This window comes from Nocardioides pymetrozini (assembly GCF_046058985.1).
In the GTDB taxonomy this organism is placed as follows: Bacteria; Actinomycetota; Actinomycetes; order Propionibacteriales; family Nocardioidaceae; genus Nocardioides.
In genome coordinates this window covers 3583376-3609539 of record NZ_CP175556.1, presented here as the reverse complement: position 1 = coordinate 3609539, position 26164 = coordinate 3583376, and the positions used below count along the sequence as shown (strand labels likewise).

General features: G+C 71.6%; 28 protein-coding genes and 1 riboswitch. Of the genes, 21 read left to right on the top strand and 7 right to left on the bottom strand.

Going from position 1 to position 26164, the window contains the following annotated elements; translation table 11 throughout:
- Nucleotides 1-37 precede the first annotated feature (37 nt).
- Nucleotides 38-814, top strand: coding sequence for a DUF3027 domain-containing protein (locus ACJ5H2_RS17675; RefSeq protein ID WP_408896747.1), 777 nt, complete (start codon nt 38-40; stop codon nt 812-814).
- A gap of 12 nt (nt 815-826) precedes the next feature.
- Here ACJ5H2_RS17675 and ACJ5H2_RS17670 read toward each other — a convergent pair whose 3' ends face one another.
- Both ACJ5H2_RS17670 and ACJ5H2_RS17665 read right to left on the bottom strand, forming a co-directional pair.
- Nucleotides 827-1456 carry a class I SAM-dependent methyltransferase gene (locus ACJ5H2_RS17670; protein WP_408896746.1) on the bottom strand — a complete coding sequence of 210 codons (630 nt, stop codon included), beginning with the start codon at nt 1454-1456 and terminating at the stop codon, nt 827-829.
- Nucleotides 1449-1736, bottom strand: coding sequence for a DUF2530 domain-containing protein (locus tag ACJ5H2_RS17665; protein WP_408896745.1), 288 nt, complete (start codon nt 1734-1736; stop codon nt 1449-1451). The genes ACJ5H2_RS17670 and ACJ5H2_RS17665 overlap by 8 nt, the downstream gene beginning before the upstream one ends.
- Nucleotides 1737-1806: 70 nt before the next feature.
- Between ACJ5H2_RS17665 and ACJ5H2_RS17660 the strand changes: the two genes are divergently transcribed.
- From ACJ5H2_RS17660 to ACJ5H2_RS17605, 12 genes are all read left to right on the top strand, one after another.
- Nucleotides 1807-2256 (top strand): MarR family transcriptional regulator, encoded by a 450-nt coding sequence (locus tag ACJ5H2_RS17660; RefSeq protein ID WP_408896744.1) that lies wholly within the window; start codon nt 1807-1809, stop codon nt 2254-2256.
- 64 nt (nt 2257-2320) lie between these two features.
- On the top strand, nt 2321-3559 hold the full coding sequence (locus ACJ5H2_RS17655; protein WP_408899647.1) for an MFS transporter: 1239 nt from the start codon (nt 2321-2323) through the stop codon (nt 3557-3559).
- Complete coding sequence (locus tag ACJ5H2_RS17650; RefSeq protein ID WP_408896743.1) at nt 3556-5013, top strand: NCS2 family permease; 1458 nt, start codon at nt 3556-3558, stop codon at nt 5011-5013. The genes ACJ5H2_RS17655 and ACJ5H2_RS17650 overlap by 4 nt, the downstream gene beginning before the upstream one ends.
- 240 nt (nt 5014-5253) lie before the next feature.
- Complete coding sequence (rpsL, locus tag ACJ5H2_RS17645) at nt 5254-5628, top strand: 30S ribosomal protein S12 (protein WP_203048413.1); 375 nt, start codon at nt 5254-5256, stop codon at nt 5626-5628.
- Nucleotide 5629: 1 nt separating this feature from the next.
- Nucleotides 5630-6100, top strand: a complete 471-nt coding sequence (rpsG, locus tag ACJ5H2_RS17640) for a 30S ribosomal protein S7 (protein ID WP_028654596.1) — start codon at nt 5630-5632, stop codon at nt 6098-6100.
- Nucleotides 6101-6211: 111 nt separating this feature from the next.
- Nucleotides 6212-8335, top strand: coding sequence for an elongation factor G (gene fusA / locus ACJ5H2_RS17635; protein ID WP_408896742.1), 2124 nt, complete (start codon nt 6212-6214; stop codon nt 8333-8335).
- Between the two features lie 108 nt (nt 8336-8443).
- Nucleotides 8444-9637 (top strand): elongation factor Tu, encoded by a 1194-nt coding sequence (tuf, locus tag ACJ5H2_RS17630; RefSeq protein ID WP_408896741.1) that lies wholly within the window; start codon nt 8444-8446, stop codon nt 9635-9637.
- A gap of 145 nt (nt 9638-9782) precedes the next feature.
- Nucleotides 9783-10130 carry a hypothetical protein gene (locus ACJ5H2_RS17625; protein WP_408896740.1) on the top strand — a complete coding sequence of 116 codons (348 nt, stop codon included), beginning with the start codon at nt 9783-9785 and terminating at the stop codon, nt 10128-10130.
- Entirely contained in the window at nt 10127-10858 is a 732-nt protein-coding gene (trmB, locus tag ACJ5H2_RS17620) for a tRNA (guanosine(46)-N7)-methyltransferase TrmB (RefSeq protein ID WP_408896739.1), read from the top strand. The genes ACJ5H2_RS17625 and trmB overlap by 4 nt, the downstream gene beginning before the upstream one ends.
- A gap of 185 nt (nt 10859-11043) precedes the next feature.
- Nucleotides 11044-12369 carry a PhoH family protein gene (locus ACJ5H2_RS17615; RefSeq protein WP_408896738.1) on the top strand — a complete coding sequence of 442 codons (1326 nt, stop codon included), beginning with the start codon at nt 11044-11046 and terminating at the stop codon, nt 12367-12369.
- 263 nt (nt 12370-12632) lie between these two features.
- A complete protein-coding gene (locus ACJ5H2_RS17610) occupies nt 12633-13289 on the top strand; it encodes a lytic transglycosylase domain-containing protein (protein ID WP_408896737.1) in 657 nt (218 codons plus the stop codon).
- A 138-nt stretch (nt 13290-13427) separates the two neighbouring features.
- Nucleotides 13428-13739, top strand: a complete 312-nt coding sequence (locus tag ACJ5H2_RS17605) for a GlsB/YeaQ/YmgE family stress response membrane protein (RefSeq protein WP_408896736.1) — start codon at nt 13428-13430, stop codon at nt 13737-13739.
- Nucleotides 13740-13749: 10 nt separating this feature from the next.
- On the opposite strand, the gene ACJ5H2_RS17600 is transcribed toward ACJ5H2_RS17605, so the two are convergent.
- From ACJ5H2_RS17600 to ACJ5H2_RS17580, 5 genes are all read right to left on the bottom strand, one after another.
- Complete coding sequence (locus ACJ5H2_RS17600; protein ID WP_408896735.1) at nt 13750-15138, bottom strand: class II fumarate hydratase; 1389 nt, start codon at nt 15136-15138, stop codon at nt 13750-13752.
- 67 nt (nt 15139-15205) lie between these two features.
- Nucleotides 15206-15463, bottom strand: a complete 258-nt coding sequence (locus ACJ5H2_RS17595; RefSeq protein ID WP_408896734.1) for a zf-TFIIB domain-containing protein — start codon at nt 15461-15463, stop codon at nt 15206-15208.
- Between the two features lie 71 nt (nt 15464-15534).
- Nucleotides 15535-15900 carry a hypothetical protein gene (locus ACJ5H2_RS17590; RefSeq protein WP_408896733.1) on the bottom strand — a complete coding sequence of 122 codons (366 nt, stop codon included), beginning with the start codon at nt 15898-15900 and terminating at the stop codon, nt 15535-15537.
- Between the two features lie 53 nt (nt 15901-15953).
- On the bottom strand, nt 15954-17642 hold the full coding sequence (locus ACJ5H2_RS17585) for a fumarate hydratase (protein WP_408896732.1): 1689 nt from the start codon (nt 17640-17642) through the stop codon (nt 15954-15956).
- 99 nt (nt 17643-17741) lie between these two features.
- Complete coding sequence (locus tag ACJ5H2_RS17580; protein ID WP_408896731.1) at nt 17742-19052, bottom strand: choice-of-anchor P family protein; 1311 nt, start codon at nt 19050-19052, stop codon at nt 17742-17744.
- Nucleotides 19053-19222: 170 nt separating this feature from the next.
- Between ACJ5H2_RS17580 and ACJ5H2_RS17575 the strand changes: the two genes are divergently transcribed.
- From ACJ5H2_RS17575 to thiC, 8 genes are all read left to right on the top strand, one after another.
- Nucleotides 19223-20332, top strand: coding sequence for an NAD(P)-binding domain-containing protein (locus tag ACJ5H2_RS17575; RefSeq protein WP_408896730.1), 1110 nt, complete (start codon nt 19223-19225; stop codon nt 20330-20332).
- Nucleotides 20298-20408: riboswitch (TPP riboswitch) on the top strand. It overlaps the preceding gene by 35 nt.
- Complete coding sequence (thiE, locus tag ACJ5H2_RS17570) at nt 20399-21007, top strand: thiamine phosphate synthase (RefSeq protein WP_408896729.1); 609 nt, start codon at nt 20399-20401, stop codon at nt 21005-21007. It overlaps the preceding riboswitch by 10 nt.
- Before the next feature lie 4 nt (nt 21008-21011).
- Entirely contained in the window at nt 21012-22022 is a 1011-nt protein-coding gene (locus ACJ5H2_RS17565; RefSeq protein ID WP_408896728.1) for an FAD-dependent oxidoreductase, read from the top strand.
- The gene (gene thiS, locus ACJ5H2_RS17560) at nt 22019-22219 is read left to right on the top strand and encodes a sulfur carrier protein ThiS (protein ID WP_408896727.1); all 201 of its coding nucleotides are present in this window, start codon (nt 22019-22021) and stop codon (nt 22217-22219) included. The genes ACJ5H2_RS17565 and thiS overlap by 4 nt, the downstream gene beginning before the upstream one ends.
- Nucleotides 22216-23007: a thiazole synthase gene (locus ACJ5H2_RS17555; protein WP_408896726.1), complete on the top strand. Its 792-nt coding sequence runs from the start codon at nt 22216-22218 to the stop codon at nt 23005-23007. Before thiS ends, ACJ5H2_RS17555 begins: the two co-directional genes overlap by 4 nt.
- On the top strand, nt 23004-23564 hold the full coding sequence (locus tag ACJ5H2_RS17550; RefSeq protein WP_408896725.1) for a thiamine phosphate synthase: 561 nt from the start codon (nt 23004-23006) through the stop codon (nt 23562-23564). The genes ACJ5H2_RS17555 and ACJ5H2_RS17550 overlap by 4 nt, the downstream gene beginning before the upstream one ends.
- Nucleotides 23561-24247 (top strand): bifunctional hydroxymethylpyrimidine kinase/phosphomethylpyrimidine kinase, encoded by a 687-nt coding sequence (locus tag ACJ5H2_RS17545; RefSeq protein ID WP_408896724.1) that lies wholly within the window; start codon nt 23561-23563, stop codon nt 24245-24247. The genes ACJ5H2_RS17550 and ACJ5H2_RS17545 overlap by 4 nt, the downstream gene beginning before the upstream one ends.
- A complete protein-coding gene (gene thiC / locus ACJ5H2_RS17540) occupies nt 24244-25935 on the top strand; it encodes a phosphomethylpyrimidine synthase ThiC (RefSeq protein WP_408896723.1) in 1692 nt (563 codons plus the stop codon). Before ACJ5H2_RS17545 ends, thiC begins: the two co-directional genes overlap by 4 nt.
- Nucleotides 25936-26164 lie beyond the last annotated feature (229 nt).

The following is a 26164-nucleotide window of genomic DNA, read 5'->3' as shown; positions in this document are numbered from 1 at the left end:
CGTGACGACCCGGCGTCGGATGGGGGATGCTGTGCGCGTGTCCACCCTGGAGCGCAAGCTGACCGACTCCGCCACCGCCGACGCCGTCGACGCGGCGCGCTCGGCGCTGCTCGACGAGGTCGACGCCGCGGACATCGGCGAGCACCTCGGCCACCAGGTCGAGGGGCTCCGGGTCGTCACGCATCTCTTCGCCTGCACCCGCAAGGGCTACGTCGGCTGGCAGTGGGCGGTCACCCTCACCCGGGCATCGCGCCAGCGCAAGGTCACGGTCGTGGAGGTCGTGCTCCTGCCCGGCCCCGACGCCATCGTGGCGCCGGCGTGGGTCCCCTATCGCGAGCGCCTGCAGCCGGGCGACATGTCGCCCGGCGACCTGCTGCCCGTCGCCGACGACGACCCCCGGCTGGTGCCGACGTACTCCTTCGGTGACGACCCGCTCGACACCGACGAGAAGGCGCAGATCCGCCAGGTCGCCAAGGACCTGGGCCTCGGCCGGGTCCGGGTGCTCTCGCCCGAGGGACGCGACAGCGCCGCCGAGCGCTGGTACGACGGCGAGGCCGGGCCGGATGCCCCCATCGCGAAGTCGGCGCCCCACCAGTGCTACTCCTGCGGGTTCCTGGTCCGGCTCAGCGGGCCGCTCTCGCAGCTCTTCGGCGTGTGCGCCAACGGCGACGCGAACGACGACGGCCGCGTGGTCGCCTTCCAGCACGGCTGCGGAGGCCACTCCGAGGTCCGGCTCAGCAAGCGCCAGCAGCCCCAGCCGCCCGCGCCTCCGGTCATCGACACGATCTCGCTCGACGACCTCGAGACCTTCTGAGGCGCCCGCGCCTCACGCGCGGGTGAGGATCGCCACGGAGTACAGGTCGTCCATCGGGCGCAGGTCGTAGCCGCCGAAGCGATGCTGGACGGCGAGTCCGGCGGCGGCGACGTCCGCGGCGAACTCGTCCGCCGGGTAGACCCGGGCCGTCGACGGGCCCTGCTGGAGGTGGAAGCCGACCAGGATCCGGCCGCCGGGGGCGAGCAGCGACCCGAGTCGACGCAGGACGTCGACCTCGGTGCCCTCCGCGACGAAGGTGAGCACGTTGCCGACGCAGACGACCAGGTCGAAGGAGGTCGGGGCGCCGGCCCCCTCGAGCGCCTCCGGCGTCAGCGCGAGGATCTCCAGGGGCAGGACCGGCAGGTCGGGATAGGTACGGCGGGACCGGGCGACCAGCTCCGGGTCGGGCTCGGCCGCGGCGACCCGGTGGCCCTGTGCCTGGAGGTACGCGCCGATCCGCCCCATCCCGGAGCCGGCGTCGAGGATGCGGGCGTGGCGCTCCACCAGGGCGTCGGCCAGGCGGGCCTCGCCGACCACGTCCGCGCCCTGCGAGATCAGCTCGGCGAACCGGTCGGCGTACCCTGAGGTCTTCGCGCCGCCGAGAGCCCACCGCGTCGGCGGCAGGGGAGCGGGCTCACTCATCGGCGGCGCGCTCGGCGCGGACCAGGCGGCGGCGCTTGCAGTACTCCGTGCCCAGCAGGCCGAGCCCCACGCCGGTGAGGCACATCCACAGCAGCCAGGTGCGGCCGTCCTCCTCCAGCCGGCCGTAGAACGGCAGCAGGCCGACGAAGGCGAGGAGGAACAGCGCGGTGCCGACCTGGACGGTCCGCACGCCGTCGACGTCCAGCGGCTCGACCGGAGCGATCAGGTAGGTCCGGTTGCCGAACTCGTGCCGGTCCGGCTGGTCGTCGCGCAGCTCCACGTCCCGATGCTACCGCCGCTCCCCGGCTCGCCGGGAATAGTTAGCGGAGGTAATGACTTATGGTAACGATATGCCGACCCAGGGAAGCCATGTGCGCACCAACGCGGGACTGGCGAGCGAGCTGCGCTTCGCCGTGATGCGGCTGCGCCGCCGCCTCGTGCGGGAGCGTCACCCCGACAACGACCTCAGCGTCTCCTCGATGGCGGTGCTCCACGCTCTCCACCGGCAGGGCGACCTCTCCGTGGGGACGCTCGCCGCCCGTGAGCAGGTGCAGCCGCCGAGCATGACCCGCACGGTGACCGCCCTCGCCGAGGCCGGCCTGGTCGAGCGGTGCGCCCACCCCAGCGACGGCCGCCAGGTCGTCGTCCGGGTCACCGACGAGGGCCGGGCCGTGGTCGCCGCCGACCTCACCCGCCGCGACCGGTGGCTCTCGCGGCGGCTCGAGGAGCTCACCGCCGAGGAGCGCGACGTGCTCCGACGGGCGGCACCGATCCTGCAGCGCCTCGCCGAGTCCGACTGACGGCACCCAGACATCCACCCGCCCGCGAGCCGAAGGAGATCCCACGAGCCCCCGATTCCGTTCCCTGGCCCACCCCAACTACCGCCTGTACTTCGCCGGCAGCCTCGTGTCGAACGTCGGCACGTGGATGCAGCGGGTCGCGCAGGACTGGCTGGTCCTCACCATCCCCGGCAACGGCGGCGCCGCCCTCGGCATCACCACCGGTCTGCAGTTCCTGCCGGTGCTGCTCCTCTCGCCGTACGCCGGCGTGCTGGCCGACCGCATCCCGAAGCGCGTCCTGCTCCAGGTCACCCAGGCGGTGATGGCGCTCGCCTCCTTGGCCCTCGGCCTGATCGCCGCCTTCGGTGCCGCCGAGACCTGGCACGTCTATGTCATCGCCTTCGTCTTCGGCATCGGTGCGGCCTTCGACGGACCCGCCCGCCAGGCGTTCGTCTCCGAGATGGTCGGCGCCGACGACGTCGCGAACGCCGTGAGCCTCAACTCGGCCGCCTTCAACACCGCCCGCCTGGTCGGCCCGGGCCTCGCGGGCGTGCTCATCGGCCTCGGCGGCGGCGGCATGCGTGCCACCGGCTGGGTGATCCTCGCCAACGCCGTGTCCTACGCCGCGGTGATCGCGCAGCTGCGCCGCATGGACCGGGCCGCCCTCCACTCGCCGCGACCCAGCGCCCGCACGCCCGGCATGCTCCGTGAGGGCCTGCGCTACCTGCGCGGCCAGCCGAAGATGCTGATGATCCTCGTCCTGGTCTTCTTCGTCGGCACCTTCGGGATGAACTTCCAGATCACCTCGGCCCTGATGGCGACCGAGGTCTTCGGCAAGGGAGCCGAGGAGTACGGCGTCCTCGGCTCGGTGCTCGCGATCGGCTCCCTGACCGGCGCCCTGCTCGCCGCGGGACGCTCCCGCGTGCGCGTCCGGCTGCTGATGGGTGCGGCCGTCGTCTTCGGCGTGGTCGAGATCGCCGCCGGCCTGGTGCCGACCTATCTCACCTTCGTCCTGCTCTGCCCACTGCTCGGCCTCTCGGTGATCACCGTCCTCAACTCCTGCAACGCACTCCTGCAGACCGAGTCCGATCCCGCCCTGCGCGGGCGGGTCATGGCGATCTACATGACGATCGTGATGGGCGGCACCCCGCTCGGCTCGCCGTTCATCGGCTGGATCGGGGAGCACTTCGGCGCCCGCTGGACCCTCGTCGTCGGCGGCGCCCTGGTGCTGGTCGGCGTCGGCCTCGCCGTGGCGGTGCGCCGGCTCGCGAGTGAGAAGGCCGCTGTCGCTCCGGCGCGGGAGCCTGCCATGCTTCCGCTGTGAACTCGGCCGAACCCGTCGCCCCCGCGAACCCGCTCGACCGCTACTTCCGCATCTCCGAGCGAGGCTCCAGCCTCGGCCAGGAGGTGCGCGGCGGCGTCGTCACCTTCTTCACGATGGCCTACATCGTCGTGCTCAACCCGCTCATCCTCGGCTTCGCCACCGACATCGACGGCAACTTCCTCGGCGGCGGCAGCGAGCCGAACCTGGCCGCGATCGCCGCGGGCACCGCGCTGGTCGCCGGCGTCCTCACGATCCTGATGGGCGTCGTGGCCAACTACCCGCTCGCGCTGGCGACCGGCCTCGGCCTCAACGCGTTCCTGGCGTTCTCGGTGGCCAGCCAGATGACCTGGGCCGACGCGATGGGCCTGGTCGTGATCGAGGGCGTGCTCATCCTGGTGCTCGTCCTCACCGGCTTCCGTACGGCGGTCTTCCGCGCCGTGCCGGCCCAGCTCAAGATCGCGATCTCGGTCGGCATCGGCCTGTTCATCGCCCTCATCGGCTTCGTCGACGCGGGTGTCGTCAAGCGGATCCCCGACGCGGCGCAGACGACCGTGCCCGTCCAGCTCGGCTCCGACGGCAACCTCGACGGCTGGCCGGTCCTGGTCTTCGTCGTCGGGCTGCTGCTCATGCTCGCCCTGTGGGTGCGCAAGGTGCGGGGCGCGATCCTCATCTCGATCGTCGTAATGACCGTCGTCGCCGTGGTCGTCGAGGCGGTCGGAGACCTGGGCAGCGCCGCGGAGAAGTCCGGCGGCTGGGCGCTCACCGTCCCCGCGTGGCCCGACGGCTTCCACGCACCCGACTTCGGCACCCTGGGCGAGTTCAACCTGCTCGGCTCCTGGGACAAGGCCGGCGTGGTGACCGTCCTCCTCCTCGTCTTCTCCCTCCTGCTGGCCGACTTCTTCGACACCATGGGCACCATGACGGCGATCGGGGCCGAGGCCAACCTGCTCGACGAGGAGGGCATGCCCCCGAACGCCGAGCGGATCCTGGTGGTGGACTCGGTCGCCGCGATCGCGGGCGGGGCGGCCGGCGTCTCGTCGAACACCTCCTACATCGAGTCCGCCTCGGGTGTCGGCGAGGGAGCCCGCACCGGCCTGGCCTCGGTGGTCACCGGCGTGCTCTTCCTGGCGACGATCTTCCTGTCCCCGCTCGTCGCGATGATCCCGTCCGAGGCGGCCGTCCCCGCCCTCGTCCTGGTCGGCTTCCTGATGATGCAGCAGATCACCGGCATCGCCTGGGACGACCTCGAGATCGCGATCCCGGCGTTCCTGACCATCGTGCTGATGCCGTTCACCTACTCGATCACGGTGGGCATCGGCGCCGGCTTCGTCTCCTTCGCCTTCCTCAAGATCGTGCGGGGGAGGGCCCGCGACCTGCACCCGCTGCTGTGGGTCGTGGCCGGGCTGTTCGTGGTGTACTTCGCCATCGACCCGGTCACCCGCTGGCTCACCTGAGCCGGCGGTCCTCCCGGCCCCGGCACGAGGCGGGGTCGGCATTTTGACCCGCCTTCGGGGCGGCCGGTAATCTCGAACTTCGTGTCTGGGGCTACCCGGCACGTCGAGCATGCCCTCGCAGCACCCGCCCCTCGCGGGCGCGCTCCGGCGGGGGAGCGCTCCGGCACTCCGCAGCAACGCTTCACCCCGAGCCCGGCACCGTGCTGGGCCGTGAGAACGAAACCGAAAGGGAACCACCAGGTGCCCACCATTCAGCAGTTGGTCCGCAAGGGCCGCCAGGACAAGGTGTCGAAGACCAAGACGCCTGCCCTGAAGGGATCGCCCCAGCGGCGCGGTGTGTGCACCCGCGTCTACACCACCACCCCCAAGAAGCCGAACTCCGCCCTCCGGAAGGTCGCCCGCGTGCGCCTCTCCAGCGGCGTCGAGGTCACCGCCTACATCCCGGGTGAGGGTCACAACCTCCAGGAGCACTCGATCGTGCTCGTCCGCGGCGGTCGCGTGAAGGACCTGCCCGGTGTTCGCTACAAGGTCATCCGCGGCGCGCTGGACACCCAGGCCGTGAAGAACCGTAAGCAGGCGCGCAGCCGCTACGGTGCCAAGAAGGAGAAGAGCTGACATGCCGCGCAAGGGCCCCGCGCCGAAGCGCCCCATCGACGTCGACCCGGTCTACGGCTCGCAGCTGGTGAGCCAGCTGGTCTCGAAGGTGCTCCAGGACGGCAAGAAGCAGGTTGCTCAGCGGATCGTCTACGCCGCGCTCGAGGGCACCCGCGAGAAGACCGGCACCGACCCGGTCATCACCCTCAAGCGCGCGCTCGACAACGTGCGCCCCGCGCTCGAGGTCAAGTCCCGCCGCGTCGGTGGCGCGACGTACCAGGTCCCGGTCGAGGTCAAGGGCAACCGCGGCACCACGCTGTCGCTGCGCTGGCTGGTCGGCTACGCCCAGGAGCGTCGCGAGAAGACCATGGCCGAGCGCCTCCAGAACGAGATCCTCGACGCCGCCAACGGCCTTGGTGCCGCGGTGAAGAAGCGCGAGGACACCCACAAGATGGCCGAGTCCAACAAGGCCTTCGCTCACTACCGCTGGTGACGTGCTGAGGTGCGCTGGGACAACCGCTCCCGGTTGCGACGGCGCACCTCACCGGACCTCGCTCCGGTCGCTCTCCAGCTCCATCCCCTTACCTAAGGAACGCTGACTCACGTGGCAGTCGACATCACGACGGACCTGAACGTCGTCCGGAACATCGGCATCATGGCGCACATCGACGCCGGCAAGACCACCACCACCGAGCGCATCCTGTTCTACACCGGCATCACCTACAAGATCGGTGAGGTCCACGATGGCGGCGCCACGATGGACTGGATGGAGCAGGAGCAGGAGCGCGGCATCACGATCACGTCGGCCGCGACGACCTGCTGGTGGAAGAAGCACCAGATCAACATCATCGACACCCCCGGGCACGTCGACTTCACCGTCGAGGTCGAGCGCTCGCTGCGCGTCCTCGACGGCGCCGTCGCGGTCTTCGACGGTGTCGCCGGCGTGGAGCCCCAGTCGCAGACGGTGTGGCGCCAGGCCAACAAGTACGCCGTCCCGCGGATGTGCTTCGTCAACAAGCTCGACCGCACCGGCGCGGACTTCTACCGCGTCGTCGACTCGATCGTGCAGAAGCTCAACTCGACCCCGCTGATCCTGCAGATCCCGATCGGCGCCGAGGGCGACTTCATCGGCGTCGTCGACCTGGTCGAGATGAACGCCAAGGTGTGGCGCGGCGAGACCCAGCAGGGCGAGGACTACGTCGTCGAGGAGATCCCCGCCGACCTCGCCGACAAGGCCGCGGAGTACCGCGAGAAGCTCGTCGAGACCCTCGCCGAGGCCGACGACGACATCATGGAGGTCTACCTCGAGGACGGCGACACGTTCGACGTGCCGACCCTCAAGGCCGCCATCCGTCGCGCGACCCTGGCCGACAAGGTCAACCCGATCCTCACCGGCACCGCGTTCAAGAACAAGGGCGTCCAGCCCCTGCTCGACGCGATCGTCGACTACCTCCCCTCCCCGCTCGACGTCGACGCCATCGTCGGCCACAAGCCGGGCGCCGAGGAGACCGAGGAGAACGAGGTCGTCCGCCGTCCGTCGGTCGAGGAGCCCCTGTCCGCGCTGGCGTTCAAGATCGCCGCCGACCCGCACCTGGGCAAGCTCACCTTCGTCCGCGTCTACTCGGGCAAGCTCGAGGCCGGTGCGACCGTGCTCAACTCGAGCAACGGCCGCAAGGAGCGGATCGGCAAGGTCTACCAGATGCACGCCAACAAGCGTGAGGAGATCGCGTCGGTCGGCGCCGGCCAGATCGTCGCCGTCATGGGCCTCAAGGACACCCGGACCGGTCACACCCTCTCCGACTCGGCCAAGCCGGTCGTGCTGGAGTCGATGACCTTCCCGGCCCCGGTCATCTCGGTCGCCATCGAGCCCAAGACCAAGAGCGACCAGGAGAAGCTCGGCGTCGCGATCCAGCGTCTCGCCGAGGAGGACCCCACCTTCGTCGTCAAGACCGACGAGGAGACCGGCCAGACCATCATCTCGGGCATGGGCGAGCTCCACCTGGAGATCCTCGTCGACCGGATGAAGCGCGAGTTCAAGGTCGAGGCGACCGTGGGCAAGCCGCAGGTCGCGTACCGCGAGACCATCCGCGGCACCGTCTCGAACCACAGCTACACGCACAAGAAGCAGACCGGTGGCTCGGGTCAGTTCGCGAAGGTCGTCATCTCGATCGAGCCGAACATCGACCCCGAGACCGGCCTCGGTGCGGGCTACGAGTTCGCGAACAACGTCACCGGTGGTCGCGTCCCGCGCGAGTACATCCCCTCGGTCGACAACGGTGCCCAGGAGGCCATGGAGTTCGGCGTGCTCGCCGGCTACCCGATGGTCGACGTGAAGGTCTCGCTCGAGGACGGCGCCTACCACGACGTCGACTCGTCCGAGCTCGCGTTCAAGATCGCCGGCATCCAGGCGTTCAAGGAGGCCGCGCGCCAGGCGCGCCCGGTCCTGCTCGAGCCCATGTTCGCCGTCGAGGTGACCACCCCCGAGGACTTCCTCGGCACGGTCATCGGTGACATCAACAGCCGTCGCGGTCAGATCCGCGCGCAGGAGGAGCGTCACGGCGACATCGTCGTCAGCGCCCTCGTGCCGCTGTCCGAGATGTTCGGGTACGTTGGCGACCTGAGGTCCAAGACCTCCGGTCAGGCGTCGTACTCGATGGAGTTCGACTCGTACGCCGAGGTTCCCACGAACATCGCCGACGAGATCATCAAGAAGGCGCGCGGCGAGTGATCGTCCGGGGGCGGCTTCGCCCCCGGGTTACCCCGCAAGGGGTACCGCAGGCCCTCGGCACCACCCCATTAGTACGAGTCAGGTAACAACACACCAGGAGGAGCCCCAGTGGCTAAGGCGAAGTTCGAGCGGACCAAGCCGCACGTCAACATCGGTACGATCGGTCACATCGACCACGGCAAGACCACGCTGACCGCGGCCATCTCGAAGGTCCTGCACGACGCGTACCCCGACCTCAACGAGGCCTCGCCGTTCGACCAGATCGACAAGGCTCCCGAGGAGCGTCAGCGCGGCATCACGATCTCGATCGCGCACATCGAGTACCAGACCGAGGCGCGCCACTACGCGCACGTCGACTGCCCCGGTCACGCGGACTACATCAAGAACATGATCACCGGTGCGGCCCAGATGGACGGCGCGATCCTCGTGGTCGCCGCCACCGACGGCCCGATGCCGCAGACCCGCGAGCACGTGCTGCTCGCGCGCCAGGTCGGCGTGCCCGCCCTGGTCGTCGCGCTCAACAAGTGCGACATGGTCGACGACGAGGAGCTCATCGAGCTCGTCGAGATGGAGGTGCGCGAGCTCCTCTCCGAGTACGAGTACCCGGGCGACGACGTCCCGGTCGTGCGCGTGGCCGCCTTCCCGGCGCTGAACGGCGACGAGAAGTGGGGCAAGTCGGTCCTCGAGCTCATGAGCGCCGTGGACGAGTACATCCCGCAGCCCGAGCGTGAGGTCGACAAGCCCTTCCTCATGCCCGTCGAGGACGTCTTCACGATCACCGGTCGTGGCACCGTCATCACCGGTCGTATCGAGCGCGGCATCGTCAAGGTCAACGAGGAGGTCGAGATCATCGGCATCCGCGAGGGCTCGCAGAAGACGACCGTCACCGGCGTCGAGATGTTCCGCAAGCTGCTCGACGAGGGCCAGGCCGGTGAGAACGTCGGTCTGCTCCTGCGCGGCACTAAGCGCGAGGACGTCGAGCGCGGCATGGTCGTGGTGAAGCCGGGGACCACCACCCCGCACACCAACTTCGAGGCCAGCGTCTACATCCTCTCGAAGGAGGAGGGCGGCCGTCACACGCCGTTCTTCAACAACTACCGTCCGCAGTTCTACTTCCGGACCACCGACGTGACCGGCGTCGTGACCCTTCCCGAGGGCACCGAGATGGTCATGCCGGGCGACAACACCGACATGTCGGTCGAGCTGATCCAGCCGATCGCCATGGACGAGGGTCTGAAGTTCGCGATCCGCGAGGGTGGCCGCACCGTCGGCGCCGGCCGGGTCACGAAGATCACCAAGTGATCTGACCTGCTTCGACAGAGCGCCCCGCTGCCTCGGCAGCGGGGCGCTCTGGCTTTTCGGGCCGAGCGCGCCGCCCTGCCGCCGGAAGGGCGCCGCGTGCTCCCGTGCTTTCTCCCGGCGCGCGCCCCCGTGGGAGAATCGGCGGGTGAGCGAGCAGCCCGGGACCAATCCCTACGACCCGCGCCCCTACCCGGTCTACGGCCAGGGCGGGCAGTACTTCGGTCCCCCGCCCGACCACCCGCAGGCCACGATGGTGCTGATCCTCGGCATCCTCGGCCTCGCGCTGTGCCAGGTGCTCGCGCCGTTCGCGTGGGTGATGGGCGGGCGGGTCCGCAAGGAGATCGCCGCGTCCAACGGAGCGGTCGGCGGCGGCCAGATGGCGACCATCGGCTGGGTGCTCGGCATCGTCGGCTCGTGCCTGTTGCTGCTCGGCCTGCTCGCCTTCGTCGCCTACATCGTCGTCATCGTGATCGTCGTCGGGGCCTCTGCATGAGCCATGGCGTCACCCCGGCGCGTCCTCACCACAAGCTCACCGAGGACGGGCGGCGGCTGCGCGAGGTGCTGACCTACGCCCGCCGCGGCAGCCGGTTCAGCCCCAAGCAGCAGGCGGCCTGGGACCGGTACGCCGAGCGCTGGGTGATCCCCGACGACGCGCTCGACGCCCCGGACTTCTCCTGGTCCCGCTGGTTCGGCCGGGAGGCGCCCCTGGTCGTGGAGATCGGCGGGGGCGTCGGCGAGGCCACGGCCGCCCTCGCGGCGCGCCGCCCCGAGGTCAACGTGCTGGCGCTGGAGGTGTGGCGCCCGGGCGTCGCCGAGGGGCTGGGTCGCGTGGGCGAGGCCGGCGCCACCAACGTCCGGTTCTGCAGCGTCGACGCGGTGTGGACCCTCGAGCACCTCGTGGCGCCCGACGCGATCAGTGAGCTGTGGACCTTCTTCCCCGACCCGTGGCACAAGACCCGCCACCACAAGCGGCGCCTGGTGAACCAGGAGTACGCCGCGCTCATCGCCTCCCGTCTCGCGCCGGGCGCGCTGTGGCGGCTGGCGACCGACTGGGCCGACTACGCCGAGCAGATGGTCGAGGTGCTCGACGCGGAGCCGCTTCTCGAGGGTGGCGTCGTCGAGCGCTGGGCGGAGCGGCCGGTGACGAAGTTCGAGCGCAAGGGGCTGGCGAAGGAGCGGACCATCACCGACCTGGCCTACCGGCGCGTCACCGGACATTAACCTCGCCGCCCCGGCGTGGCGCCCGAGATCGTCTCGCGGGCGGCGTACTTTCCGAGTCAGTGGCAGGTGGGGAAGCCGGCCACATCGGGAGGCCGGACGTGAGGATCCACGAACGCGCAACCCGGTCCGTCTACCAGGGATAGGGCCGGGTGGCCCTAGGGGCGCGCGGTCCGGTGAGGTGAGTCGTGGCGAACACGAAGGCACAGACCAGCGCGCAGCGCCGTACGTACGTCCTTGACACCAGTGTCCTGCTGGCCGACCCGGGCGCCCTGCGCCGGTTCGCCGAGCACGAGGTGGTGCTGCCGGTGGTCGTGATCACCGAGCTCGAGGCCAAGCGGCACCACCCCGAGCTGGGCTACTTCGCCCGCAGCGCGCTGCGGATGCTGGACGAGATGAGGGTGAGCCACGGCCGGCTCGACACGCCCGTCCCCGTGGGCGACGAGGGCGGCACCGTCCGGGTCGAGCTCAACCACACCGACGCCTCCTCGCTGCCGTCCGGCTTCCGCCTCGGCGACAACGACACGCGCATCCTCGCGGTGGCGCGCAACCTGGCCGACGAGGGCCACGACGTCTCCCTGGTCTCCAAGGACCTGCCGATGCGGATCAAGGCCTCGGCGGTGGGCCTCACGGCCGAGGAGTACCGCGGCGAGACGATCAGCGACTCCGACACCGGCTACTCCGGGATGGCGGAGATGGAGGTGACCGCCGCCGACGTCGACGAGCTGTACGACGACGGCACCCTCGACCTCGCCGCCGCCCGCGAGCTGCCGTGCCACACCGGCCTCGTGCTGCTCTCCGAGCGCGGCACGGCCCTGGGCCGCGTCGGCCCCGACAAGCAGGTCCACCTCGTCCGCGGCGACCGGGAGGCCTTCGGCATCCACGGCCGCAGCGCCGAGCAGCGGGTCGCCCTCGACCTCCTCCTCGACCCCGAGGTCGGCATCGTCTCGCTCGGCGGCCGCGCGGGCACCGGCAAGTCGGCGCTCGCGCTGTGTGCCGGCCTGGAGGCGGTCATGGAGCGCCAGCAGCACAAGAAGGTCGTCGTCTTCCGGCCCCTGTTCGCCGTGGGCGGCCAGGAGCTCGGCTACCTGCCGGGCTCGGAGTCGGAGAAGATGTCGCCCTGGGCGCAGGCCGTCTTCGACACGCTCGGCGCGCTGACCTCGCGCGAGGTCGTCGAGGAGATCCTCGCCCGCGGGATGCTGGAGGTGCTGCCGCTGACGCACATCCGCGGCCGCTCCCTGCACGACTCGTTCGTGATCGTCGACGAGGCCCAGTCCCTGGAGCGCAACGTCCTGCTGACCGTGCTCTCCCGGATCGGGGCCAACTCCAAGGTCGTGCTCACCCACGACGTCGCCCAGCGCGACAACCTGCGCGTCGGGCGTCATGACGGCGTGGTCGCGGTGGTGGAGAAGCTCAAGGGACACCCGCTCTTCGCCCACGTCACGCTCACCCGCTCGGAGCGCTCGCCGATCGCGGCCCTGGTGACCGAGATGCTGGAGAACGTCGTCATCTGAGGTTTCGCGGCAGGGTGCCGGGGAAGACCACCTGTCGTGCGGCCTACGGCCCGGTCCCGGGGCGGGCCGTAGGCGCGGGACGGGTGTGACTCCTGGGACCCACGGGGCGACGGGCCCGGAACCGGCCGGTGGAAATGTGCGGTTCGGTTTGCGTGGGCCCTCCCGGTCAGGCAGGGTGGTCGCTGGCCACCGGGGGGATGACAGGGACGTCGGGCCCGATCATCCGGTGGCCGTCCCCTGTCGTCGAGCCCGAATCCGAGCACTTGTCGAACAAAGCGAAGCAGGCGCCCAAGCACCGCGGTGCGCCGAAGCACGCCCACATCGCACAGGCGCCGCGCACGGCCGCGCGCAACGTCCTCGTGCTGTCCTCCGTCGCCGTGGCCGTCACGGGCGTCTCCGTGGCCGCGGGCGTGGCGGGCCAGCAGTCCCCGCCGGCGGCGGCCGCGGATTTCGATGCCCTCGCCAACGTCGGAGCCAGCACGCTGCCCACCGAGTCGACCGAGCGGCGCGAGCCGGTGCTTTCTCGCGACGACCTGCGTCCGGAGGCCGTGCCCGCCAAGTCCGCCGACCTCGCCGGCTCCCGCACGGCCGCGATCAGTGACAGCCGCGAGCTCTCCGACTCCGACCCGCGCGACATCGCCCGCGCCCTGCTGGGCGAGTTCGGCTTCTCCTCCAGCCAGTTCGGCTGCCTCGACTCGCTGTGGACCCGCGAGTCGAACTGGCGGGTCAACGCCGACAACCCCACGTCGAGCGCCTACGGCATCCCGCAGGCCCTGCCCGGCTCCAAGATGTCCTCCGCCGGCTCCGACTGGGCGACCAACCCCGCCACGCAGATCCGCTGGGGCCTGGGCTACATCAAGGACCGCTACGGAAGCCCCTGCGGCGCCTGGGGCCACTCCGAGTCCCACGGCTGGTACTGACCGAGCCCCCTACTTCTCACGCCTCGCGGCACGCCGGGGTGGTGTCGAGGGGGCGGTTGCGGAGCGGGGCCGCCGTCCGGGTGCATGATGAGGGCAGAGACGGGACTCGGGTGTCCCGTGTGACGTGAGGAGCCCGCCATGCTGTGGACCATCATCGTGACGATCGTGGGCGGCGCCATCATCGGTGTGATCGGCAAGGCCGTGGCACCGGGCGACCGGACCAAGTTCCCCTTCTGGCTCACCGTGCTGTGCGGCATCGTGGGCATGCTCGTCGGCAGCCTGCTGTACTGGGTGCTCGTCGGCAACAACAACGGCCCCTTCGACAACCACGAGGCCACCTGGGACAACGCGACCAACGGCATCGACTGGTGGCGTCACGTGTGGCAGATCGCAGTCGCGGCCGTCGCCGTGATCCTCGCCGCCGCGCTGACCGGGCGCCGGCGGGCCTGAGCCGCCCGGATCAGGGCCGGGTCATCGAGGCCAGGTCCAGCGCGGCGTCGAGCTCCTCGAGGGTCAGCTCGCCGCGGTCGACGTAGCCCAGCGCCAGCACGGTCTCCCGGATCGTGCTGCCGCTGGCCAACGCCTGCTTGGCGACCTTCGCGGCCGCCTCGTAGCCGATGTGCTTGTTGAGCGGCGTGACCACGGAGGGTGACGAGGCGGCGTAGCGCAGCATCCGCTCGGCGTCGGCCGTGATCCCGTCGACGCAGCGCTCGGCGAGGGTGGTGCTCGCCCGGGCGAGCAGGCGGACCGACTCGAGGACGTTGCGAGCCAGCACCGGCATGGCGACGTTCAGCTCGAAGCTGCCGCTCGCGCCCGCGGCCGTCACGGCGGCGTCGTTGCCGATGACCTGCATGCAGACCATCAGGGTCGCCTCGGGCAGGACGGGGTTCACCTTGCCCGGCATGATCGAGGAGCCCGGCTGGAGGTCGGGCAGATGGATCTCGGCCAGCCCCGTGGTCGGCCCGGAGCCCATCCAGCGCAGGTCGTTGCAGATCTTCGTCAGCCCGACCGCGATGGTCCGCAGTACGCCGCTCAGCTCGACCAGCGAGTCGCGGGTGCCCTGCGCCTCGAAGTGGTTGCGGGCCTCGGTGAACGGCTGCCCGGTCGCCGCGCCGAGCGCCTCGATGGCGGCCGCGGCGAAGCCGGGCGGCGTGTTGATGCCGGTGCCGACAGCCGTGCCGCCCAGCGGCAGCTCGCGCACCCGGGGGAGGACCGCCTCGAGCCGCTCGACGCCGTAGCGCACGGTCGCGGCGTAGCCGCCGAACTCCTGGCCGAGCGTCACGGGCGTGGCGTCCATCAGGTGGGTGCGGCCCGACTTCACCAGGTCCGCGAACTCCTCCGCCTTGGCCTCCAGCGACGCGGCGAGGCGCTCCAGCCCGGGCACCAGGTCGGCGGCGACCGCGACGGCGGCGGCGACGTGGATCGCCGTCGGGAAGGTGTCATTGCTCGACTGGCTGGCGTTGACGTGGTCGTTGGGGTGCACCGTCACGCCCTCACGCGCGCACAGCGAGGCGATCACCTCGTTGGCGTTCATGTTCGAGCTGGTGCCCGAGCCGGTCTGGAAGACGTCGATCGGGAACTGGTCGTCGTGCCGGCCTTCGGCGACCGCCTGCGCGGCCGTCGCGATGGCCGAGGCGAGCTCCGGGGCGAGCACGCCGAGCGCGCCGTTGGCCGTCGCGGCGGCGGCCTTCACGTGCCCCAGCGCATGGACGAGCGCCGGCTCGATCGGCGTACCGCTGATCGGGAAGTTCTCCACCGCGCGCTGGGTCTGCGCGCGCCAGAGGGCGTCGGCGGGGACGAGGACCTCGCCCATGGAGTCGTGCTCGGTGCGGAAGCGGTCGGAAGTCACGCGTACGACGCTACTCGGGCGCCGAGAGCGACGCACGGGCTGCGGCCGGAGGGTGGGCGCGGACGGGTCAGTCGAAGAGCTCGCTGAGCCAGGACTCCCGCTTCCGCTTCTTGTAGTACTTGTCGTCGTAGCGGCGGCGGTCGTCGTACTGCTGCGGCGCCCGGTAGCCGTCGTACGTGGGCTGCTGGGGCTGCGGCGGCTGCGCGGCCGCCGGTGGGGGCATCCCGACCGACCGGTCGATGATCTTGTCGAGCTCGCCGCGGTCGAGCCACACCCCCCGGCACTGGGGGCAGTAGTCGATCTCGATGCCGTTCCGCTCGCTCATCACCAGCGTGGACTCGTCAACAGGGCAACGCATAACCCGTCCAACGGACCGGGCCTCGAGGTGGTTCCCGCTCAGTCCTCCCACGGAGGCGTGTCGCCCATCTTGCGGTAGTACTTTGCGAGGTGGCTCTTCACCCGGTCGACGTCCTTGTCCGGCAGGTCGACCCCGCCGCGGGCACCCTGCATCACGTTGCCGGCGGCCATCACGCCTCGGGGCACGGCGACCAGGCGGTCGTCGACGACGTCGGCCACGAGGAGCTTGTACGCCGTGAAGTTGTCCTTCTGGTCCGCGTCGTACCAGACGTGGGCGTCGCGGTACCTCTCGTTCGGCTCGTCCTCCGCGCCGGCCCAGCGACGCACGCGCCTCTCGGCGGCGTCGCCGTCCCACGCGCGATCGCGGTCGGCCAGGGGGAGGTCCTGGAATGCGGTCACAGCCATGCACCGGGCCGTACCCGGCCGGGGCCGCGGCAGTCAGGCCGACCCGAGAGGCGTCACTCCGCGGAGCGGACCCGGATGCCGGTGATCGGCACGGTGACCGCGCCCCCGGGGTCGGTGAAGAAGTCGTTGCCCTTGTCGTCGACCACGATGAACGCCGGGAAGTCCTCGACCTCGATCCTCCAGACCGCCTCCATGCCGAGCTCCGGGTACTCGATGACCTCCTGGCTCTTGATGCAGTCCTGCGCCAGGCGCGCAGCGGGGCCGCCGATCGAGCCGAGGTAGAAGCCGCCGTACTCCTGGCACGCCTCGGTGACCTGCTTGCTGCGGTTGCCCTTGGCCAGCATCACCATCGATCCGCCCGCGGCCTGGAAGGACTTCACGTAGGAGTCCATCCGGCCAGCGGTCGTCGGCCCGAACGAGCCGGAGGCCATGCCCTCGGGCGTCTTGGCCGGACCGGCGTAGTAGACGGGGTGGTCCTTGAGATAGGCGGGCATCTCCTCGCCGGCGTCGAGCCGCTCCTGGATCTTCGCGTGCGCGATGTCGCGCGCCACCACCAGGGGCCCGGTGAGGGAGAGCCTCGTCTTGACCGGGTACGACGACAGCTGGGCGAGGATCTCGCTCATCGGCCGGTTGAGGTCCACCTTGACGACCTCGCCGCCCGCGATGTCCTCGGCCACGCCGGCGTCGGGCATGTACTGCGCGGGATCCATCTCCAGCTGCTCGAGGAAGACGCCCTCCCGCGTGATCTTGCCGAGCGCCTGGCGGTCGGCCGAGCAGGAGACCGCGATGGCGACCGGGCACGAGGCGCCGTGGCGGGGCAGACGCACCACTCGCACGTCGTGGCAGAAGTACTTGCCGCCGAACTGGGCGCCGATGCCGAAGGACTGGGTCAGCTTGAAGACCTCCTCCTCCAGCGCGAGGTCGCGGAAGCCGTGGGCGCTCATCGAGCCCTCGGTGGGCAGGTTGTCCAGGTAGTGCGCGCTGGCGTACTTGGCGGTCTTGAGGGCGTACTCCGCGCTCGTGCCGCCGATCACGACCGCCAGGTGGTACGGCGGGCAGGCGGCCGTGCCCAGGGAGCGGATCTTCTCGTCCAGGAACTCCAGCATCCGCTTCGGGTTGAGGATCGCCTTGGTCTCCTGGAACAGGAACGACTTGTTGGCCGAGCCGCCGCCCTTGGCCATGAAGAGGAACTTGTACTCCGGTCCCTTCTCACCCTGGGCGGTCGAGTAGAGCTCGATCTGCGCCGGCAGGTTGGAGCCGGTGTTCTTCTCCTCGTAGGTCGTCAGCGGCGCGAGCTGGCTGTAGCGCAGGTTCAGCCTCGTGTACGCGTCGTAGACGCCGCGGCTGATCCACTCGGCGTCGTCGGCGCCGGTGAGCACGCCCTCGGACTTCTTGCCCATCACGATGGCGGTGCCGGTGTCCTGGCACATCGGCAGAACGCCGCCGGCGGAGATGTTGACGTTCTTGAGCAGGTCGAGCGCGACGAAGCGGTCGTTGCCCGAGGCCTCCGGGTCGTCGATGATCTTGCGCAGCTGCGCGAGGTGGGCGGGGCGCAGGTAGTGGCTGATGTCGTGCATCGCCTCGGCCGTGAGCCGCTGGATCGCCTCGGGGGAGACCTCGAGGAAGGTCCGGCCGTCCGGACCCTCGACGGTCTTCACGCCCTCCGTCGTGATCAACCGGTAGGGCGTGTCGTCCGCGCCGGTGGGGAGGAGGTCGGAGTAACGGAACTCAGCTTCAGCCACGAGCACACAGGGTATCCCGCCCCGTGCGCGCTCCCGGAACGGCCCAGGGGCCGGGCCGCTCGTGGCGACCCGGCCCCTGGCTCGGTGGTGCGTGAGGGATCAGCCGGCGGGCGGGGCGATGGCGGTGTAGGCCACACCCAGCTCGATGACCGCGCCGACCGGGAGCCCGGCCTGGGCGGTGTCCAGGGTGATCCGCACTGCCGTGATGGCATTCTGGAAGGCGCCCGCGGTGCTGGTCTGCTGCAGGTTGAGCGCCACCTGGCCGAGCCCGGCGATGTTGAGGATGGTGTTGGGGGCGACGTCGATCGGGATCGTCTTGCCCGCGATGACGAGGTTGACCAGCTCCATCTTCATGTTGCCGGTGTACTGGCCGTCCTGCAGCTTGCCGGCCGCCGTCACCTTCACCGCGGTCGCCCGCACGATGCCGCCCAGCAGGTTGATGCCCGCCGTCCGGTTGGTGTTGGTGATCTCCCCGTTGCCGAAGGCGTCCTTCTTCGACGTGGTGGTCGAGGTGATCGCGCCGGTCGTGAGGATGCCCGGCACGCGGACGCCCAGCGTCGAGTTGGTCAGGGTGCGGCCGTTGCTGCCGCCGACCGGGGTGCCCACGCGAGCGGTCGGGTCGCTGACGATCGTGATGTCGTCACCGACGTGCGCCTGGACCCGCGAGCCGTAGGCCGTGCCGCCGAAGGAGGCGCCGGAGGACGGCGCGACCTCGGAGAGGTACTGGTTGACCGGGTTGACGAGCAGGGTGACGCCCGCCGAGTAGCCGCCGAGCGGCTGGAGCAGGGTGACGCCGACGGCCCAGCCCATGGTGCCGATCAGGTCGCCCTCCTCCTGGTCGTACTTGCCGTGCAGCGTGTAGTTGAGCGTGACGCTGGCGACGCCGGGGATGGTGACGGCGTAGTTCTTCGGGATGTTCAGCGGCAGCTTGACGCCGGCGATCTTGATGTTCGCCAGGCGGCTGTTGGCGGTGTAGGAGCCGTTGCCGTCGGCGCGACCGGTGGTGGTCACCGTGGTCTCGAGGGCGTCGGCGGTGATCAGGCCGCCTAGCAGGTTCACGTTCGCGACGCGCGCCCACGACTTCAGCGTGGTCTGCGGCTGGCCGAAGACCTGCTGCACGACGGCGTCGGTCTGGGTCTCGACGGCGCCCAGCTGGGCGAGGTTCAAGACGTTGACGGCAGCGGTGCTGTTCTTGGAGGTGCTCGACTTGGCACCACCGGTGACACCCGACTGCGCCGTGAGGTCCGACTGGACCACGCCGTCGAGGACCTTGACGTAGGTCGCGCCGGTGCTGGCGGCGTACGACCAGTAGACCGGGTCAGCAGCCTGGGCGGCAGGTGCCGGAACGGCGACAAGGCCCGCGCCCATCAGGGCGAAGGCGACAAAGGAGACGAACTTCCGCACGTTCACGGGACCCCATTCCCATCCGTGTGTTGAGTGTTGTGTTGTCCCCCCAAGCAAACCACTCCCGGGCACGGCGAGCGACCCGAGAGAGACGGTTCTGTGAGGATTTAACGAAGAATCACTCACAATGTCACGCCGAGGGGCATAGCGGGGCCGAAATCACCGTTCTCCCCGGTGTGCACGTGTACGACGCGGTGGTGATCGGAGCCGGCCAGGCCGGCCTCTCGGCGTCCTTCCACCTGAGCCGTCTCGGCATCGACCACGTCGTGCTCGACGCCAACGAGCGCCCCGGCGGCGCCTGGCAGCACCGCTGGGACTCGCTCTCCATGCGCGACGTCCACGGCGTCGCCGACCTGCCCGACGGACCTGCCCCCGGAGCCTCGTCCGAGCGGGCGAACGTCGCGGTGCCGGCCTGGTTCGGGCGGTACGAGGCCGACCACCGGCTGCCCGTCGTCCGCCCGGTGCGGGTGGACCGGGTCACCGACGACGGGGACCTGCTCGTCGTGCACGCAGGGGAGCGCAGCTGGACCACCCGCACCCTCGTCAACGCGACCGGCACCTGGACCCGGCCCTTCGTCCCCGCCTACCCCGGAGCGGACACCTTCCGCGGCGAGCAGCTGCACACCGCCGACTACCCCGGACCGGAGCACTTCGACGGCAAGCGCGTCGTCGTCGTCGGGGGCGGTGCCTCGGCGGTGCAGTTCCTCGGCGAGCTCGCGCCGCGCACCGACGTGGTCTGGGTGACCCGGCGCCCGCCGGTGTGGCGCGACGACTTCGACGAGAACGTCGGCCGGCACGCGATCGGGCTGGTGCAGGAGCGCGTCCGGGCGGGCCTGCCGCCGGCCAGCGTCGTCAGCGTCACCGGTCTCGCCCTGCGCCCCCAGGAGCAGGAGGCGGCCCGGCTCGGGGTCTACGAGCGGCGCCGCGTGATGTTCGACCGGATCGAGCCCGACGGTGTGCGTTGGGCGGACGGGTCCTTCGAGCGTGCCGACGTGATCTTGTGGGCCACCGGGTTCCGGCCCGCCGTCACCCACCTCGCCCCGCTCCACCTGCGCAGCGAGCGGGGCGGCATCGCCCTGCTGCAGAGCGGCGCGGACGTGCAGACCGCCACGACCGCCGTCCGCGACCCGCGGGTGCAGCTGGTCGGCTACGGGCCGTCGGCGAGCACGATCGGCGGCAACCGCGCGGGCCGGGCGGCAGCACTGGCGGTCCGGCGGTTCCTCTCTTCGCACCGGGCTGCTAACGTCGCCGACGACCACCCACGGGAGTCCGCGGCAGCGGGCTGAGAGGGAGCTGGAGCCGCTCCGACCGTCACACCTGATCCGGATCATGCCGGCGAAGGAACGGAACCGATGACCCCAGTGCCCCCTTTCCCACGGCTGTTCTGCCTCGTCTCGGAGCGCGACGACCTCACCCTCCTGCCCGCCCTCGCCGACGCCGGTGTCGACGGCTTCCAGGTGCGCGCGAAGTCCGTGACGACGCGCGCGCTCGTCGCGCTCACCCGCTCCGTGCTCACCGCGGTGCGCCCGCACGGCGCGCGGGTGCTGGTCGACGACCGCCTCGACGTCGCCCTCGCGGCCGGCGCCGACGGCGTCCACCTGGGCGCCGACGACCTCCCCGTCGCCGACGCGCGCCGGTTGGCGGCCGGGCTGATGATCGGCGCGACCTGCCGCACCCGCGCCGAGGTCGAGGCCGCCGCGGCCGCGGGGGCCGACTACGCCGGGTTCGGACCCGTCTTCGCCTCCGCCTCCAAGGCCGACCTGCCCGCACCCCTCGGCGTCGCCGCCGTCGCCGAGGCCGTCGGCGTGCTGCCGCTCGTCGCGATCGGCGGCCTCTCGGCCGCCACCGCCGGCGAGGTCCGCGCCGCCGGCGCCGACGCGGTCGCCGTGATCGGTGCGATCTGGCGAGATCCCGACCCCGTGGGGGCAGCGAAGGAGCTGGTGACCCGGCTCGGCGGCTGAGACGATGCGGATCGACGTGCTCGGCGCCGGGATCGTCGGGCTGACGGTCGCCGAGGAGCTGGGCCGGCGCGGCCACGACGTGGCGGTCGTGGACCCGCGGCCCGCCACCGGAGCGTCGTACGCAGCAGCGGGGATGCTCAGCCCCGCCGCGGAGGTCTGGCACGGCGAGGAGGAGATCCTCCGGCTCGGCCTCGCCTCGATGGACCTCTGGCCGGATCTGGCCGGACGGCTCGGCGTGGACCTGCGGCGCACCGGCACCCTGCTCGTCGGGTACGACGTCGGCGACCTGCAGCAGGTCGAGCGCCAGGTCGCGCTGCTGCAGCGCCACGGCCATCCCGCGGACCTGCTGGGCCGGGCGGGCGTGCGCTCGGCCGAGCCGGCGCTCGCCCGGGTCGCCGGTGGGGCACTACTGCCCGAGGAGGCGAGCGTCGACCCGCGGGCGGTGTGCGACGCCCTGCTCGACCGCGTGGTCCTCCGCGGCGAGCGCCGCCCGGACGCCGAGTGCACCGTGGTCGCCACGGGTGCCTCGCTGCCTGCGCCCTGGTCGGGCCTGGTGGCCGGCGTGCGCGGAGAGATCCTGCGCCTGCGCTCCGACGACCCGCCGCGTCGTACCGTCCGCGGCTGGGTGGCCGGCGAGCCCGTCTACCTGGTGCCCCGCGGCGACGACCGGGTCGTGCTCGGCGCGACGTCGGAGGCCCACGACGGGCCCCCCGTCGTGACCGCGGGAGGCGTGCTGCGGCTGCTGTCGGCGGCCCGGGCGCTGTGGCCGGCGCTGGACCGGGCCGAGCTCGTCGAGGGCACCGCCCGCGACCGTCCGGGCACGCCCGACGGCCTGCCGCTCGTCGGACCGAGCGGGGTCGACGGCGTGGTCCTCGCCGCCGGCCACTACCGCCACGGCGTCCTGCTCGCGCCGCTCACGGCGCGCCTGGTCGCCGACCACCTCGAGACCGGCGCCGTCACGGCAGCCGTGGATCCGCGCCGGTTCGCCGGTGCCCGTACCGAAGGAGCGCGATGACGATCACCTGCAACGGAGAGGCCGTCGCCCTCGAGGCGACGGTCGCGGACCTCCTCCGCACCCGCCTGGGGAACGCGCGGCCGCACGGCGTCGCGGTCGCGGTCAACGCGGAGGTGGTGCCCCGCGGCGAGTGGGCTGCTCACAGGCTCGCCGACGGGGACGTCGTGGAGGTCGTGACGGCGGTGCAGGGGGGATGAGCGCCACCTCGACCGTGGCCGCCGACGGCGGGCTCACCGTCGCGGGGGAGACGCTCTCGTCGCGGCTCCTCCTCGGGACCGGCGGCCTGCCGCGGACCTCGCTGGTGGCGCCCGTGCTGGAGGCGGCGCGACCCGCGCTGGTCACTGTGTCGATGCGGCGGACCTCGTCCCTGGCCGACGGCGGCCTGCTGGCCGCGCTGCGGGGAGCCGGGGTGCGGCTCCTGCCCAACACGGCCGGCTGCCTGTCGGCGCGGGAGGCCGTCCTCACCGCCGAGCTGGCCCGCGAGGCGCTCGGCACGGACTGGGTCAAGCTCGAGGTGATCGGCGACGAGCGCTCGCTGCTGCCGGACGTCGTGGAGCTCCTCGATGCCGCCGAGCAGCTGGTCCGGCGGGGCTTCGTCGTGCTGCCGTACACCACCGACGACCCGGTCCTCGCCCGCCGCCTCGTCGACGCCGGCTGTGCCGCCGTGATGCCGCTGGGCTCGCCGATCGGCTCGGGACTCGGCGTCCTCAACCCGCACGCGATCGCCGCCGTGCGCGCGGCGGTCGACGTGCCCGTCGTCCTCGACGCCGGTGTCGGCACGGCGAGCGACGCCGCGCTGGCGATGGAGCTCGGGTGCGACGCGGTCCTCGCCGCCACGGCGGTCACCCGGGCCGACGACCCGGTGGCGATGGCCGCCGCGCTGCGGCTCGCGGTCGAGGCGGGCCGCCTGGCCTGGTCCGCCGGCCGGGTCCCGCGGCGCGCGGAGGCACGCGCCTCGAGCCCCGTCGCGGGGAGGATCTCGTGAGCCGCCGCCTCGTGGTGCTGACCGACCGCACACAGGTCCCCGACGGGCGCTCCCTGCGCGACGTGCTGGCCGCCGCCGCCGACGGGGGCCTGCGAACGGTGCTGCTGCGGGAGGTCGACCTGCCCGACGACGAGCGTGCCGAGGTCGCCGACCACGCCCGGTCCTGCGGGCTCGAGGTCGTCGCGGCCCACCGCCCGGTCGCCGGATGCGCCGGGCTGCACCTGCCCGCCCGGTCGTCGCTGCCGGAGGCCGCGACGCGGTGGGGCCGCTCCTGCCACGACCGCGCCGACCTGCTGCGGGCGGCGGCCGACGGTGCCTGGTGGGCCACCCTGTCGCCGTACGCGACGACCCCGAGCAAGCCCGGACACGGACCGCCCCTGCCAGCAGCTGCCTTCGCGTCCGCCCCACTGCCGGTCTTCGCCCTCGGCGGGATCACTCCGGAGAACGCCGCGGGGGCGCGCGCCGCCGGCGCCTGGGGCGTCGCCGTGATGGGCGCGGTGATGCGCGCCGACGACCCGGCTGCGGTCGTCGCCGCCCTCCTGCGGGAGGCCGGATGAACCCGCCGGTCGTCGTCACCGTCGCCGGCACCGACTCGGGCGGTGCGGCCGGGATCGCCGCCGACCTCACCACCTTCGCCGCCCTGGGCGTGCACGGCGCATGTGTCGTGACGGCCGTGACCGCCCAGGACACGACCGGAGTGCACGCCATCCATCCGGTGCCGTACGACGTCGTGGCCGCGCAGCTCGACGCGGTCCTCGACGACCTCGACCCGGTGGTCGTCAAGACCGGCATGCTGGCCACGCCCGAGGTCGTCCGGCTGGTGGCGCGACGGTGCGCCGACCGGGTCCTGGTCGTCGACCCCGTCCTCGTCGCGACCTCCGGCGCCACGCTCGCCTCGGCCGAGGTGGTCGCGGCCTACCGCGAGCACCTGCTGCCCGTCGCCACCGTGGCGACGCCCAACGAGTCCGAGTTCGAGGCGCTCGGACGGCCGGACGGTCCCGGCGTGATCGTCACCCGCGGAGGCCCCATCGCGACCACCAACGACCACGGCACCGGCTGCACCCACAGCAGCGCCCTCGCTGCCCAGCTCGCCCACGGCGCCGACCTCCCGACCGCCGCCGCCCGCGCCGCGGCGTACGTCGCCCGCCAGCTGACCCTCGGCCGCGACTGGACCCTCGGCCGCGGCCGAGGCCCGGTCGCCCACGTCCACGCCACCCCCACCCAAGGAGAGACCGCATGACCGTGCACCCCGCCCACACCCGCATCCTCAAGAGCGACGAGAGCGGCGAGCTCGCCGTGCCGTTCACGCGCGTCGCGCTCACCAACGGCGAGACCTTCGACCGGTACTGCACCGAGGGCCCGGGCTCGGACCCCGAGGTCGGGCTCCCGCCCCTGCGGGCCGCCTGGATCCAGGGCCGCGGCGACGTGGCGGCGTACGACGGACGCGAGCCGCAGCTGCTCGACAACGGCCGCTCGGCCGTGCGCCGCGGCGCGGCGCGCGGGGAGTGGCGGGGGGCGCGGCGCGCACCGCTGCGCGCCACCGGTGGCGCGGTCACCCAGATGGCCTACGCCCGGGCCGGTCGGGTGACCGAGGAGATGCGCTATGTCGCCGTACGGGAGGGCTGTGACGTCGAGCTGGTCCGCAGCGAGGTCGCCGCCGGCCGCGCGATCATCCCGGCCAACGTGAACCATCCGGAGGCCGAGCCCATGATCATCGGCCGGCGCTTCCTGGTGAAGGTCAATGCCAACATCGGCAACTCCGCCGTCACCTCGTCGATCGCCGAGGAGGTCGACAAGCTGACCCACGCCATCACGTGGGGAGCCGACACGGTGATGGACCTCTCTACCGGCGAGGACATCCACACCACCCGCGAGTGGATCATCCGCAACAGCCCGGTGCCCATCGGCACCGTGCCGATCTACCAGGCGCTCGAGAAGGTCAACGGCGAGGCGGACAAGCTCACCTGGGAGATCTTCCGGGACACCGTGGTCGAGCAGTGCGAGCAGGGCGTCGACTACATGACCATCCACGCCGGCGTCCTGCTCCGCTACGTGCCGCTGACCGCGAACCGGGTCACCGGCATCGTCAGCCGTGGTGGCTCGATCATGGCCGGCTGGTGCCTGGCCCACCACGAGGAGAACTTCCTGTACACCCACTTCGACGAGCTCTGCGAGATCTTCCGCCAGTACGACGTCTCGTTCTCCCTCGGCGACGGGCTGCGCCCCGGTGCCACCGCGGACGCGAACGACGAGGCCCAGCTCTCCGAGCTGCGCACCCTGGCCGAGCTGACGCAGCGGGCATGGGCCTACGACGTGCAGGTCATGGTCGAGGGCCCGGGCCACGTCCCGCTCCACCTCGTCGAGGAGAACGTCCGGCTCCAGCAGGAGTGGTGCCACGGTGCGCCCTTCTACACGCTGGGGCCGCTCGCGACCGACATCGCTCCCGGCTACGACCACATCACCTCCGCGATCGGCGCGGCCACCATCGCGATGCACGGCACCGCGATGCTCTGCTACGTCACGCCCAAGGAGCACCTCGGGCTTCCCAACCGGGACGACGTGAAGACCGGCGTCATCACCTACAAGCTGGCCGCCCACTCCGCCGACCTCGCGAAGGGCCACCCGGGCGCCCGGGACTGGGACGACGCGCTGTCCCGGGCGCGCTTCGAGTTCCGGTGGCGCGACCAGTTCGCGCTCTCGCTCGACCCCGTGACCGCCGAGGCCTTCCACGACGAGACGCTGCCCGCCGAGAACGCCAAGACCGCGCACTTCTGCTCGATGTGCGGACCCAAGTTCTGCTCGATGCGGATCAGCCAGGACGTGCGCGAGCGGTTCGCGGAGAAGTCCGCGGAGTTCATCGAGCTGGGCGCGTCGGTGTACGTCGAACCCGCTGCCCCCGCTGCCCCCGCTGCCCCCGTGCTGCCCTGAGGTGGGGGTTGAGTCGTCGGTTCTGACCCGTCGAGTCGTCGGTTCTGACCCGGTGAGTGGTCGGTTCTGGCCCGCGGGGTTGGTGTCGTGTCCCTTCCGGGTTTGCTGGGTGCCAGGTCTCTCTTTTCGATTGACGTGGTTGCGCGCCGCTGTGGTTGCGGTGGTTGGCTGGACGCCCCGTTCGGGTTTGAGATTGTGCCCGTCTGACCCCTGTGGTTGCGCTCGTGTC